The 12755-nt window shown below is 34.8% G+C and carries 14 protein-coding genes; 8 read left to right on the top strand and 6 right to left on the bottom strand.

Going from position 1 to position 12755, the window contains the following annotated elements; all coding sequences use genetic code 11:
- Positions 1–117, top strand: a 117-nt coding sequence (locus tag RDN22_RS09805) for an IS3 family transposase (RefSeq protein WP_308554877.1), incomplete at its 5' end; no start/stop codon positions are given.
- 53 nt (positions 118–170) lie between these two features.
- Here RDN22_RS09805 and RDN22_RS09800 read toward each other — a convergent pair.
- Positions 171–1043 (bottom strand): LysR family transcriptional regulator, encoded by an 873-nt coding sequence (locus tag RDN22_RS09800; protein WP_308557857.1) that lies wholly within the window; start codon positions 1041–1043, stop codon positions 171–173.
- A 126-nt stretch (positions 1044–1169) separates the two neighbouring features.
- Here RDN22_RS09800 and RDN22_RS09795 point away from each other — a divergent pair, with 126 nt between their 5' ends.
- From RDN22_RS09795 to RDN22_RS09775, 5 genes are all read left to right on the top strand, one after another.
- Positions 1170–1904 (top strand): SDR family oxidoreductase, encoded by a 735-nt coding sequence (locus RDN22_RS09795; RefSeq protein WP_308557856.1) that lies wholly within the window; start codon positions 1170–1172, stop codon positions 1902–1904.
- Positions 1905–1918: 14 nt separating this feature from the next.
- Positions 1919–2926, top strand: coding sequence for an alpha/beta hydrolase (locus RDN22_RS09790; protein ID WP_308557855.1), 1008 nt, complete (start codon positions 1919–1921; stop codon positions 2924–2926).
- A 166-nt stretch (positions 2927–3092) separates the two neighbouring features.
- Positions 3093–3929 carry an aldo/keto reductase gene (locus tag RDN22_RS09785; protein ID WP_308557858.1) on the top strand — a complete coding sequence of 279 codons (837 nt, stop codon included), beginning with the start codon at positions 3093–3095 and terminating at the stop codon, positions 3927–3929.
- 155 nt (positions 3930–4084) lie between these two features.
- The gene (locus tag RDN22_RS09780) at positions 4085–4789 is read left to right on the top strand and encodes a phenylalanine--tRNA ligase beta subunit-related protein (RefSeq protein WP_308557854.1); all 705 of its coding nucleotides are present in this window, start codon (positions 4085–4087) and stop codon (positions 4787–4789) included.
- A gap of 3 nt (positions 4790–4792) precedes the next feature.
- Positions 4793–6163, top strand: coding sequence for a DHA2 family efflux MFS transporter permease subunit (locus RDN22_RS09775; RefSeq protein WP_308557853.1), 1371 nt, complete (start codon positions 4793–4795; stop codon positions 6161–6163).
- Positions 6164–6206: 43 nt separating this feature from the next.
- On the opposite strand, the gene RDN22_RS09770 is transcribed toward RDN22_RS09775, so the two are convergent.
- A complete protein-coding gene (locus tag RDN22_RS09770) occupies positions 6207–7403 on the bottom strand; it encodes an MFS transporter (protein WP_308557852.1) in 1197 nt (398 codons plus the stop codon).
- Positions 7404–7526: 123 nt separating this feature from the next.
- Here RDN22_RS09770 and RDN22_RS09765 point away from each other — a divergent pair, with 123 nt between their 5' ends.
- Complete coding sequence (locus RDN22_RS09765) at positions 7527–7910, top strand: winged helix-turn-helix transcriptional regulator (RefSeq protein ID WP_308557851.1); 384 nt, start codon at positions 7527–7529, stop codon at positions 7908–7910.
- A gap of 55 nt (positions 7911–7965) precedes the next feature.
- Here RDN22_RS09765 and RDN22_RS09760 read toward each other — a convergent pair whose 3' ends face one another.
- Genes RDN22_RS09760 through RDN22_RS09750 form a run of 3 tightly spaced genes read right to left on the bottom strand, consistent with a single transcriptional unit; the run spans position 7966 to position 10469 of the window.
- Positions 7966–8586: a TetR/AcrR family transcriptional regulator gene (locus RDN22_RS09760; RefSeq protein ID WP_308557850.1), complete on the bottom strand. Its 621-nt coding sequence runs from the start codon at positions 8584–8586 to the stop codon at positions 7966–7968.
- A gap of 14 nt (positions 8587–8600) precedes the next feature.
- Positions 8601–9743 carry an ABC transporter permease gene (locus tag RDN22_RS09755; RefSeq protein ID WP_308557849.1) on the bottom strand — a complete coding sequence of 381 codons (1143 nt, stop codon included), beginning with the start codon at positions 9741–9743 and terminating at the stop codon, positions 8601–8603.
- Positions 9744–10469: an ABC transporter ATP-binding protein gene (locus RDN22_RS09750; RefSeq protein WP_308557847.1), complete on the bottom strand. Its 726-nt coding sequence runs from the start codon at positions 10467–10469 to the stop codon at positions 9744–9746. It lies immediately after the preceding gene.
- Positions 10470–10684: 215 nt separating this feature from the next.
- Between RDN22_RS09750 and RDN22_RS09745 the strand changes: the two genes are divergently transcribed.
- Complete coding sequence (locus tag RDN22_RS09745) at positions 10685–12583, top strand: FIVAR domain-containing protein (protein ID WP_308557846.1); 1899 nt, start codon at positions 10685–10687, stop codon at positions 12581–12583.
- A 55-nt stretch (positions 12584–12638) separates the two neighbouring features.
- Here RDN22_RS09745 and RDN22_RS09740 read toward each other — a convergent pair.
- A partial coding sequence (locus RDN22_RS09740) for an IS3 family transposase (RefSeq protein WP_308554877.1) occupies positions 12639–12755 on the bottom strand: 117 nt, incomplete at its 5' end.

Below are 12755 nucleotides of genomic sequence, written 5' to 3'. Positions count from 1 at the left end.
GCTCAAGCTATAGAGGAATATATCAAATACTATAACGAAGAAAGGATAAAGAGCAGATTAAAAGGCTTAACTCCGAAAGAATATCGGAATCAAGCCTCTATTAATCCTATGTTTTAAAATGTCTACTTTTTAGGTCCCACTTCAAAATTCTACAGAGCTGGTCTTTTATTTTAATTCAACGAATTACGTAATTTCTCTAAAAAGTGATTAGCTAAATTAGAACGATGAACATTTTTCTTCCAAATTACGATGTTAGGATCAGTAACTTTAGGTGAGAGCAAACGAGTTGTTAAATTTAGTGCTTCATAATCAACTAGATGATTATAAGTGATTTGAACAGCTTCACTTTTGCTAGTTAGAACGGAAGCATTATAAGCTAGGTTACTTTGAGCTAATACTTGTACTTTACTATAAAGATTTCCCCACCAATTGCGAAATTTATCAGTTACAAGAGTCTGACTTGAAGAAACAATAGGATACTTTATTAGATCTTCTGGAGTGATTTTATCTTTGTTAGCTAAAGGATGATCCTTTTTGAAACAGGCAATGAATGAATTTCTTTCAGGCAAAATTAAACTATCGAAATTTTCTAAAGAGCGATCGCCCATAATTATACCAAAATCTAATGTGCCGTCATTTACACGGGCTTCAATATCATCAGCATTTCCGTCAATAAATTGGAAGTTTACATCATTTTCTTCTTTAGAGATCTGAGCAATTACTTTCATAATCCGCTTCATTGCAATTGTCTGTCCTGCACCAATTCGTAAAGTACCTGAGATCAATTTAGAACTTTGAATAATTTGCTCAGTCTGGTCAGCCATATCAATCAATTCTTGAGCTCTATCTCGTAAAAAGTAGCCTTCTTCAGTAAGTTTGATTTGGCGATGACCACGCTCAAAAAGAGTAACGCCAAGCTCTTGCTCCAAGTCTTTAATCTGAGTGGACAAAGAAGGTTGAGCAATATGAAGTGCTTCGGCAGCTTTAGTAATGTTTTTCTCTTGGCAGACTGCTAAATAATAGCGTAAAACTCTAAGATCCATCAACTTTTCTCCTAACATAGTTTTTACCTATATTTTATAACAGTTATTAAGTATTTCACATGTTATCTGGAACCCAGTATAGTTATTTATGAATTTAGGAAAAAGCTGAAAAGGAAGGAGAAAACAATGACTTTAAAAGATAAAGTAATTATTATCACAGGCGCATCAAGTGGCATTGGTAACGCCACTGCAGAACTATTAGCAGATAAAGGCTCAAAACTTATCTTGGTAGCTAGAAGAAAAGACCGCCTCGATGAAATTAAGAATAGTTTACCAGAAGCATGCATCAGCACAATTAAAGCAGACGTTACAAACTTTGAAGAAATGCAAGCAGTGGTTGATTTTGCTAATGATAAATTTGGTCATATCGATGTAATGTATAACAATGCTGGGGTGATGCCAGTTAATCCACTGATTAAAGCTCAAAGACAAGAATGGCAACAAATTCTTGATGTTAACGTCATGGGAGTTTTGAATGGCATTGCAGCGGTGCTCCCAACAATGGTTAAGCAAAAGTCAGGTCACATTATTGCGACAGATTCTGTAGCAGGGCACGTAGTTGTACCTAACTTAGCAGTCTACAATGGATCAAAATTTGCGGTTCGCGCAATTATGGAAGGTCTTCGTCAAGAGCAACGCGTTAATGGAATTAAAACTTCGATTGTTTCTCCAGGCGCTGTACATACGGAATTATTCAATTCAATCAACGATCCTAAGAATAGAGAAGCAGAAATTGAAACTGAAAAACAGATTGGTCTTGATCCAAAACAAATTGCTAGGGCCGTTGCTTATGCAATTGATACACCTGCAGATACTGATGTAAATGAAATTATTGTTCGTCCAATGGGACAGGCTGTTTAGAAAGGATTTTATCAATGAGTAAATTAGCAAATGATACTAGAGTATTTAAGATTAACCCAGAAATTGAAGTACAAAATGTCAGATTTGAAAATAGATATGGTTTTATCTTAGCAGGTCATTTGTACCTTCCAAAGAACTTTGAAGAAGGTAAGAAGTATGCAGCAATCGCAATCTCAGGACCTTTTGGCGCTGTTAAGGAACAAGCAAGTGGACTTTACGCTCAAACTTTGGCAGAACGTGGCTTTGTAACTGTTGCTTTCGACCAATCAACTACTGGTGAAAGTTCCGGTGATCGTCGTAATGTTGCTTCACCTGATATTTTCGTTGAAGACTTTTCAGCAGCTGTTGACTTCTTAGGTAAGCAAAAATTTGTCGATCGTGAAAATATCGGTGCTTTAGGTATCTGTGGCCTTGGTTCCCACGTATTAACTGCAGCTTCAATTGATGTTCGTATTAAGGCAGTTGCTACTTCAGTAATGTATGATATGTCATCTTCAATGTGGGATGGTCTTAACAATTCTAAGACTGAAGAAGAACGTGAAAAGGAAAGAGACTACTTAGCACAAATGCGCTGGGAAGAAGTTGATACCGGTAAGCAAGTTGGTGGTCTTCACGAATTACCATTTGATAAAGATGGTAACCCAGTTCGTGCTAAAAAGTTATTTGCAGATGAATTACCAGAAGACGCAGATCCAGTAACTCGTGACTTCTATAATTACTATGTAAAACGTGCTTTCCACCCACGTTCAATCAACTCAAATATGATCTGGGATGCTACCAGTCCTTGGGGCTACTTTAACTTTCCATTACAACAAAGAATTGAAAAAATTCGTGCTCCAAAACTAATTGTTACTGGTGAAATTGCTCACTCACGCTACATGGCAGAAGCAGCTTACAAACGTTTAACTGGTGACAAAGAATTAGTCGTAGTTCCAAATGCAACTCACTGTGATTTGTATGATCAAATGGATAAGATTCCATTTGATAAATTTGAAAGTTTCTTTAAAGAAAACTTGAAGTAAATAGTAAACAATAAAGAGCAATTACGCTTTTTATATTTACCCGAAGGAAGGACTTGATTTTGATATCAAGTCCTTCTTTATGACATCATTGAGATGATCGTCCTTTTCCTCTCTTTAGATAATTAATGCTAAAATAAGTAAAAAGTTATTTTAAAAGGAAAGCACTATAGAAAAATACGTTACATTAAATAATGGAATCAAAATGCCACGTCTTGGTTTTGGTGTATATCAAATTGATAATCTATTTCGAGCTCAACAAGTTGTTGAGGATGGTTTAGAAATCGGTTATCGTTTGGTTGATACCGCACAAATTTATGGTAATGAACAAGCTGTGGGGGATGCAATCAAACACAGCGATGTTCCTCGTGAAGACATCTTCATTACTTCAAAAATTTGGGTTGATGATTACGGTTATGACAACACTCTAAAAGCCTTTGACGATTCAATGAAGAAACTTCAACTTGATTATATCGATCTTTACCTGATTCATAAGCCATACAATGATTATTACGGTACTTGGCGTGCACTTGAACGCTTATATAAAGAAGGTCGCATTCGGGCAATTGGGGTTAGCAGCTTTTGGAACGAACGACTTGCTGATTTGATTACTTTCAATGATGTGAAGCCAGCTGTTAATCAAATTGAGACCAACGTTTGGAATCAAGAGTGGAAATCACAGCAATATATGGAAAAAGAAGGCGTACAACCTGAAGCTTGGGCACCATTTGCGGAAGGAGCTAACCATATTTTTACCAATCAAATTTTGGAAGAAATTGCTGAAAGATATCATAAAACTACTGCACAAGTAATGCTTAGATGGTTTTTACAAAGAAATTATGTAGTGATTCCTAAGTCAGTGCATAAAAAGAGACTAACAGAAAACTTTGATATTTTTGATTTTGAATTAAGTGATGACGATATGAAAAAGATCAAAACTTTAGATGAAGGACATAGCATTTTAGAGGATGAAATGGATCCAGAAATTGCTGAAAGCTTCAGATAAAAAATTATTGACGTAAACTAAAATTCATTGTTACAATAATAGAAAATTGAATAACCTTTTAAGTTCAGAGGGTTTGTAAAGAATTACAAGCTGGATAAGAGCGTCGCTATTGCGGCGGGTTTCTTATCCAGCTTTTTTTGTTAAGGAGGACAATTATGAAATTCGTAGTAACATCCGATATTTTTGATAAATTACCAAATATGTATGTTGGAGTTGTAGTAGCAAAAGGAATTGATAATAGTAAGGACTATCCAATTATCGATCAGCTTCTTGATGAAAATATTGAATTTTCTCATAAAAAGTTTGATGGTGTGAATGTCAAAGAGGACCCAGAAATCATTCCATATCGAGAAGCATTTAGAAAAATAGGTATCAATCCTAACAGATATCCTTGTTCTGCTGAAGCATTGTTCAAGCGTATTTCAAAAGGGAAAGGTTTACCACATATCAATCCTTTAGTTGACTTAAACAATGCAATTTCACTTAAATATACAGTACCAATGGGAACTCACAGTTTAGACAATGCCCAAGATGATATTATGATGCGACTAGCTAAGTCTACCGATACCTTTATTCCACTTGGAAAAGAAAAAGTTGAGCATCCCGACGAAGGGGAAGTTATTTATGCGGTAGGCGACGATGTTCGTACACGTCGCTGGACCTGGCGTCAAAGTGAGCACGGGAAGATTTCTGAAAAAACAAACGATGTTTTCTTTCCAATTGATGGATTTATCGACGTTAACAAAGAATCAGTAGACGCAGCAAGAGATGATTTAGCAGAAAAGATTCAACATATCTTTGGTGTAAATGTACAAACAGGATATGTTGATTATAATCATCCAGAATTTGAATGGGAGTAGTTAATGACAATTAGAGAAAATCGAAGACAAATTTTCTTCATGATGGCCACTCTGTTACTCGGTAGTTTCATCACAACTTTAGCAGAAACATTGATGAATAATGGTTTGCCCATGATTATGGAAGAGACCCATGTTAATCAAATGAGTGCGCAGTGGCTTAATACCGGATATATGCTTGTTGCTGGAATGGTCATGCCATTAGCATCTTACTTTATGCATCGTTTTCCTTTACGCAAATTATTCACGATGACAATGGGCGTCTTTTTACTTGGTACTTTAATTTCAACATTTGCTCCTAACTTCAATATCTTATTAATTGGTAGATTGGTACAAGCTGCAGCTGTTGGCGTTAATATGCCATTAGTTACGAACGTGTTAACAATTATTATTCCTGCCAAAAATCGTGGCCTAGCAATTGGAATTGCCGGAATTATCATTAATTTAGGACCAGCTATTGGGCCTACTTTATCTGGAGTTGTTTTAGAATATTATAGCTGGCGAATGCTTTTTATAATTTTGATTCCATTTACTTTGTTGACACTAATTTGTACACAATTTTTTGTTAAAGATGTTCTAGAGCCTAAAAAAATTTCAGTTGATTCTCTGTCAGTTCTTTTTGCAATTGTTGGTTTAGGATCACTTCTTTATAGTCTTGGACGCTTAGGTGAGATTTCTGGCAATATTATATTTACGATTTTATTTGCTACAGCTGGTGTGATTTTCATTTCACTCTTTATTAAAAGACAATTTAATACTGCCAATCCTTTACTTGATTTGCACGTCTTTGCTTATAAGCAATATCGTTTGGGGATGCTGATCACTTTACTTATCTCTGGAGCAATTATGGCTCCTGAATTAATGTTGCCATTATTTAATCAAAATATTTTGAAAGTATCACCAATTGTTTCAGGCATGGTAATGATTCCAAGCGCTTTAACAATGGCATTTTTGTCACCGTTTGCTGGAAGATTATATGATCAATTTGGTATTAAAAAAATGGCGATCATCGGGAGCATTGTAGCTTTAATTACAGCCATTCCAATGATGTTCTATGATATGGGAACGTCAATCATTTGGTTAACTATTTTATATGCCATTAGATGTGGTGGATTAATCTTATGTTATGCACCAGCTCAAGTCTATGCATTAAACGCATTACCTCAAAAGAGTGTAGTATCCGGAAATACGATCATAGTTACGATGGTCCAAGTAGCCAATTCATTCTGTACAGCTTTAGCAGTAACGACTAATAATATTGTTGAACATCAGACTTCTTCAGAAATTATCGGATATCAATGGTCATTTGGTACTACAGTATTAATTACGCTTATATCTTGTCTCTTAATTTTTAAAATTAAGAGTTCTAAAAAATAAAATAAAGCCACAAAAGCTGATTACTAGCTTCTGTGGCTTTTAATTATTCGCAAACTTCTGACATTGAGAGACGATTTTGTTCCATTTTGGATTCAACAAACATTAACAAAATGGTAATTACAAGTAAAATAGCAGCAGCGATAGCTGTACTTCTCAAGCCCCAAACATCAAGCACTTGACCACCAACAAATGAACCAAGTACGATACCAAAACTAAAGGATGAAATGTTTAATGATGATGCAATATCCATTGCTTCAGGAGTATAACTTTTAGCTAAAGTTAAGATGTATGACTGAAGGACAGGAACACTCATAAAGGCAAAGAGACCAAGGACAATAATATTAATAATTGCTGGGACAAAATAAGGCGTCGTGAAGTAGAAAGCAATTAGAGCAATACCTTGAATAAGAAAGATAGTGAATAAAGCTCTTACAGGATTTGAATCACCAAATTTCCCGCCAATGCTGTTACCAATGGCAATTGCTACACCATAGATAACTAAGATAATTCCAATGTATTCAGATTTAACCATTGTTACTTTTTCTAAAATTGGGGAAAGGTAAGTAAATGTAGCAAAAGTACCGCCATAGCCAAGAATGGTGATTATTAAAGTTAATAAAATGTGTGGCTGAGTAAAAATGTGAAGTTGAGTACTAATATCAATCTTTTCATTGCTTGCCTTGTCCTTTGGCAAAACAACCATGTTCATAATCCAAGCGATAAAACTAAGGATAGAAATGGCAACAAATGGAATTCTCCAACTAACAAAGGTACTAATTGAAGTTCCTAGTGGTGCACCAATCGCAGTTGCAATTGTAAAGCCAGAGAAGATGTAAGCAATTGCGCCAGCTTGCTTTGAAGGACCAACTAATTCTGCAGCTATAATAGAACTAAGGGCAAATAAAAGACCGTGAACAGATCCAGCAATAAAGCGACCGATAAGAACTGTGATAAAATTAGGTGCAATCGCAATAAGAAGGTGGGCAACGGAGAAAATAATAAGAGCTCCGCTGATTATTTTTTTCTTTGAAAAACTACTTGTTAACATAGTCAAAATTGGTGCACCGATTGCTACACCTAATGCATAAATCGTAGTAATTAATCCCGCTGTACTAGTAGAAATCTTAAATTCACTAGCAACGGCGGGTAAAATACCGACACTGATGAATTCAGTAACACCTACAGCAAAGAACGTAGTTGCAAGTGCAAATAAAGCAAATTTAGTGTTTGTTTTTTTCATGAAATACCTCCATATAATTTTAATTTCTGAAACTATTATATGAGGCATACTAATAAAAAGTAAGTACGTACATTAATGTCTTATAGGAACATAAATGTAACAATTGAGTAACGGAGCGAAAAGATGGAAGAAAAAATTTATCATTTGGCCGTTGACGTAACCTTAAAAGCAATCTCGGGGAAATGGAAGACATCGATTTTATGTAATTTAGGAATGACGCCAATGCGAACTGGAGAATTAAAACGAAAATTGCCAGGCATTAGTCAACGAATCTTAACCAAACAATTAAAAGAACTAGAAGACGATAAAATTATTAATAAGAAAGTCTACCCTGAGGTACCACCAAGAGTTGAATATAGTTTGACCGATAATGGAAAGGCCTTGCGTGAAATATTGCTTTCAATGTCAAAGTGGGGTATTAAGCAGACAAAGTTACAAAACAGTGAAGGCAAGAACTATAAAATCCTTGATAAGAATTTACAAGGTTTTGATGAAATGAGTAAGTAATTTGTAAAAAAGGTCCTACTAAATCTTAGTTGATTTAATAGGACCTTTTTGAATGCTATTGGGCTAGACCAGCAATAATTTGCTTTTTAACAAGCTTTAAATCATCTGTTGTATTTTTAGATTTAATACCAAATAAATTTTCTTGAAGAGATAGTGTGATTACTGGTGCTACAATAATTCTAATTATTTGCTCAGGGGAAAGATTTTGATTAATTTCAGGATAATGCTGTTGCATATTTTTTATAGAAGTCAGAATACCATCTTTGCCATTTAATATTTTTTGAAAAGTAGGGTAGATATCTTGATTAGTTAATAATTCCTGCATAATCAACTTGATTAATTCAAAATTATTCTGTAAAAATTGAAGACGATTTACTATAGCAAAATCTATCAATTCATCTAAAGTCTGATACTTCTCAATTTGAAAGAAAAATCCATTTTTTATATTTTCTAAAATTGGCAGTAGAAGCTTATTCATTAAGTCTTCTTTAGAACGAAAGTATTTATAAATAGTGCCTTCACTTACGCCAGCTGCTTTTGCAATTTCAGCAGTGGTTGTTGCGTGAAAGCCATTATTAGCAAAAAGATGTAACGAGGCGATGATGACTTTTTTCTTGCCAGCTGGCATTTTTTCGTTTTCAATTTTTTGTTCATATGATGAAAAAGCCTCATTCATAATAAATTACCTCTTTAGACCTTACGATAACGTTTTAAACCTATGATATTCAGTGTAACAAGAATGATTAAAAAGATAAAGAGCGCCAAAATATCATTGCCCAGTTGCATAATACTTGTTCCGTTCATAACAATTTGAGTTAAAGCGTTCCCAGCATAAGTCAGTGGCAAAATTTTTCCAATATATTGAACCCAAGTCGCCATTGAAGATAAAGGAATAATTCCTGAAAAGAAGACTTGAGGAAGCACAATTATAGGAATAAATTGCATCATTTGAAATTCTGATTCAGCTAAAGTAGATGCCAGAATTCCGAAGGATAAAGCAACCAGGGCAAATAAAAGACAAATAAGGATAATGCTAAAGATTGAACCAACTACTTCAATCTTTAAAAGCCAAATTGTTGCCAAAACAATTACTATAGATTGAGCAATAGCTAAGACTCCGTAGCTGAGCATATAGCCAAAGATAATCTCACTTCTTTTGACAGGAGTAGCAAGTAAACGATCAAGAGTCCCGCTGTTTCTTTCATTTAATAATCCCATTCCAGAGATAAGAAAGACGAAAAAGAAGATAAAGAAGCCCATTAAGATAGGAATGATTTTAGCAAAAAAATTGGTAGAGCTATCACCATATTTATAATGATTTTGAATTGTAGGCTTAGCTACTTTTTTAGCTTTAATAGGTCGCATTTTAAAATTAGGATTAACCTGTTGTAAAGTGTTTTCTAACTTAATGACGACTGCATTTAATCTCTTTAAATTACCGGTTAAGTTAGAGACCGATTTTTGTGTTAAAGCTGCATTTAAAGCCTGCTTAGTCAAAAGTGTTTTGCTGGAATCTGTGTTTGCATATGTAACATTATATTTATTTTTATGATAGCTAATAATCCCATCGATCTTTTGATTCTTTAATTGCTTTTCAGCCGCTGTATTGTTAGCGTACCGCTTAATTGAAACACCTTTTGTTTTATCTAATGTTTTTTGCAAAGAATGACTAACATTAACAGTTCCTAATGTGACGTCAACATCTGTATTAGCAGAAAACATTACATTCATTAACCACATGATCAAAATGGGAGCGATGAAGATTAGAGCTAAAGTTCGTTTGTCTCGCACTGGTTCTAATAAAACTCGTTTAGTAATTGCTAAAATACGCATTTATTTTGCCTCCAAATCTTCCGCTTTAAGGAAGACATCTTCAATCGTGTCGACGTGATAACCTTGCTCTAGCTTTTTTGGTTCATCATAAGCGACGATTTTTCCGTTAATTAACAGAGCAACTTTATTTGCTTGTTCAGCTTCACTCATAACATGAGTAGTAATAAAAATACTTTTACCATCATCGCGTATTTGCTCTAATTCGTGCCAGATTTTTCTTCGTAAGGCTGGATCAATACCAACTGTTGGCTCATCAAGAATCAGTAACTCGGGATTTTCTAGTAAAGCAATGGCTAATGAAAGTCGACGTTTCATTCCACCAGAAAAGTTTTTAACGTATTTATCTAAACTAGATGTGAGGTCTACTACTTGACTAATATGTTCAATTTCTTTAGTGAGTTCTTTTCTATGGAGACCTTTTAAAGCACCATAAAATTTTAAATTTTCTTTAGCTGTTAGTCTTTCGTATAAAGCATCAGTTTGGGCCATGTAGCCAATTTTGCCTAAAATTTGACGGTTGGGCATAGTACTATTCAAGATTAATGCTTTTCCAGAATCAGCTTTTTCCATACCTAGCATAGTTTTAATAGTTGTAGATTTACCAGCGCCAGATGGTCCAATTAAGCCAACAATAGTGCCTTTACTTACAGTAAGATTGATATCATTTAAAACTTGCTGTTTACCAAATGTCTTTTTTAAATGGCTAAGTAAAATAGGTTCTTGCATATTTCTCCTCCTTAGGTGAGTAGTCACTCACTTATATTTCAAGATTATAGTGAGCATTTACTCACCTGTCAAGAAGAGAAAAGTTAAATCTCTAAAACTACGCTCAAACGGCGCAGCTTTTTATAATGCTTTAGAATCAGTGGTGTAATGCTGGTGATGTATAATATTCTTTGAATGAGACAATAAAATTTTAGTAAAACATAGTGGTGAAAATCATGAAATTTAATAAGAAAATAGCATTTGTTTCAGCCGCAGTGTTGTTAAGCACTACTCCAGTTTTGATTAATCAAACTCAATCAAATGTTGTGCAAGCTGCTCCTCAAACTGCAACAGGAACGATTAAGATTACTGACTCTTATAGTTATGCATCAGGCAAAAATCCTAGAAATCTCAAAAAAGGGCAATCAGTAAAATATTACGGTGCTCCAAAAACGGATACTAAGTCTAATGAAGGCGGTAATTACTTTCCAATTCTTAGATTCAATATTGGCAATGGTAATTATTTATCAGTCGATAGTACTAAAAAAATAAGTGGTCCTAAGTGGTTAACTGTTGTTAATAATTCCTATTTGTATAATAAAAATGGTCGCAAGTTAAGCAGAATTTCTCGCTGGCAAAACTTGGCATATAGCGGCAAAGTAAAGGCTGCTACTAAGCAAAGATTCTACTTTAGACAAAATGGTGGTAAGGAAGAATATATTCCTTATCACAACATCAAAGGTGTACCTTACTACAACTTGGGTAAAGGCCGCTACGTCAAAGTTGCTGATATCGGCTTTGTAAACACTAATCCATTGATTGCTAGAAGTGGTCAAACTACAGGTGTGGTAGCTGCTAATAATGTCCGCACTTACACTTCAAGTTATGACTATGGTAGATCAAGCTTCATGGCTCCAAATGATCGCTACCTTAAGAAAGGTGAAAAGCTTACTTTTGATAAAGCTGTTACTTTCTCAACTCAATTAGTTGATGGTGACCACGATCCATGTGATTATTACCGTATTAAAGGCACTAACTTGTACGTTTCTGGTGGAGACTTGTACTTAAGCAAGCAATTGGTTTCAACTAAATATGAAAACTTGAATAGTACAAGACTAGACATGCCTACTAAAGCACCACTTTATGATGCTGATGGTAAGGAAACTGGCAAGACTTTGCCAACTAAATATAATACTGCATTGGTTGAAGAAACAGTTTTGGATGAGAATCAACATGCGGACGAATTGTTGTACTTGTGGGTTCCAAGTGAAAACAAAGCCGAACTCTTCTATCATGTTGTAGGTTACCCAGATCCTAAGACCAATACTCTTTCAGGTGAAGGTTACATTAAGAAGAGCGCAGTTTCAAAGACGATGGGCTTGAAGCTTAAAGTTGCCAATACTGCTGCTCAAGCAGAAGCACAAAGTAAAGTAGCTACTAATAAATCGAAATTAGAATCTGCAATTAGTGATGCCAAAGCAGTTCAAGATAAGGATGTTTATAAGTTAGCAGACTACGGCTTAAAAGTTAGCTTGATTACCTACTTGAAGAATGCTGAAAGCGTTGTTTCAGATAATACGGCAACAGAAATGGCAGTTAACCAAGCAGAACGTAATTTGACTCAAGCACAAAAGGCCTTAAATGGTAAGAAGGTTGAGATTGGTAACTTTAACCAACTATCTTTGACCGAACTTCAAAAAGTGATGTACTTAGCCTACAATGCAGTCAAAACTGAACATAATGGCGATGTTTATATTAATCTCTACAGCAGATTCAACAATGCTCAATACATTACTCAGCGTCCATACTGGGATATTGGTCAAGGAGCAGGAAAGTATTGGTTAGGCTATTCTGTTTTAGGTGAAAGAGGTAAGAAACATCTAGACATTCATGACTTTGCTGTAATTGGCAAGAAGAGAAAAACTCAAAAGTTAACGCAACAATACTACTTACCAAACGATGGTCAAACCGTAAAGATTTACAACGGCCGTGGTAAAGTCGTTAAGACTTTCAAGGTAACAAAAGAAATTACTTATAACGTCACTGGACGCAAGAGAATTTTAGATTTAAACATGTACCAAATTGGTAAAGATCAATATATTCAAAGCTTGGCTACACGTTATGTAGTGAAATAATCAAAAAATGAAGGCAAAGAAAGAGCTATGAAGTGGGACCTAAAAAGTAGACATTTTAAAACATAGGATTAATAGAGGCTTGATTCCGATATTCTTTCGGAGTTAAGCCTTTTAATCTGCTCTTTATCCTTTCTTCGTTATAGTATTTGATATATTCCTCTATAGCTTGAGC

This window comes from uncultured Lactobacillus sp. (assembly GCF_902491705.1).
Taxonomy (GTDB): domain Bacteria; phylum Bacillota; class Bacilli; order Lactobacillales; family Lactobacillaceae; genus Lactobacillus.
The sequence above is the reverse complement of the archived record's forward strand: the minus strand, read 5'-3'. Positions and strand labels throughout refer to the sequence as shown.

What these genes read in the sequence shown, in the direction of transcription:
- RDN22_RS09800 (WP_308557857.1), bottom strand. Translation starts at nt 1,043, where the DNA reads ATGGATCTTAGAGTTTTACGCTATTATTTAGCAGTCTGCCAAGAGAAA.
- RDN22_RS09795 (WP_308557856.1), top strand. Translation starts at nt 1,170, where the DNA reads ATGACTTTAAAAGATAAAGTAATTATTATCACAGGCGCATCAAGTGGC.
- RDN22_RS09790 (WP_308557855.1), top strand. Translation starts at nt 1,919, where the DNA reads ATGAGTAAATTAGCAAATGATACTAGAGTATTTAAGATTAACCCAGAA.
- RDN22_RS09780 (WP_308557854.1), top strand. Translation starts at nt 4,085, where the DNA reads ATGAAATTCGTAGTAACATCCGATATTTTTGATAAATTACCAAATATG.
- RDN22_RS09775 (WP_308557853.1), top strand. Translation starts at nt 4,793, where the DNA reads ATGACAATTAGAGAAAATCGAAGACAAATTTTCTTCATGATGGCCACT.
- RDN22_RS09770 (WP_308557852.1), bottom strand. Translation starts at nt 7,403, where the DNA reads ATGAAAAAAACAAACACTAAATTTGCTTTATTTGCACTTGCAACTACG.
- RDN22_RS09765 (WP_308557851.1), top strand. Translation starts at nt 7,527, where the DNA reads ATGGAAGAAAAAATTTATCATTTGGCCGTTGACGTAACCTTAAAAGCA.
- RDN22_RS09760 (WP_308557850.1), bottom strand. Translation starts at nt 8,586, where the DNA reads ATGAATGAGGCTTTTTCATCATATGAACAAAAAATTGAAAACGAAAAA.
- RDN22_RS09755 (WP_308557849.1), bottom strand. Translation starts at nt 9,743, where the DNA reads ATGCGTATTTTAGCAATTACTAAACGAGTTTTATTAGAACCAGTGCGA.
- RDN22_RS09750 (WP_308557847.1), bottom strand. Translation starts at nt 10,469, where the DNA reads ATGCAAGAACCTATTTTACTTAGCCATTTAAAAAAGACATTTGGTAAA.
- RDN22_RS09745 (WP_308557846.1), top strand. Translation starts at nt 10,685, where the DNA reads ATGAAATTTAATAAGAAAATAGCATTTGTTTCAGCCGCAGTGTTGTTA.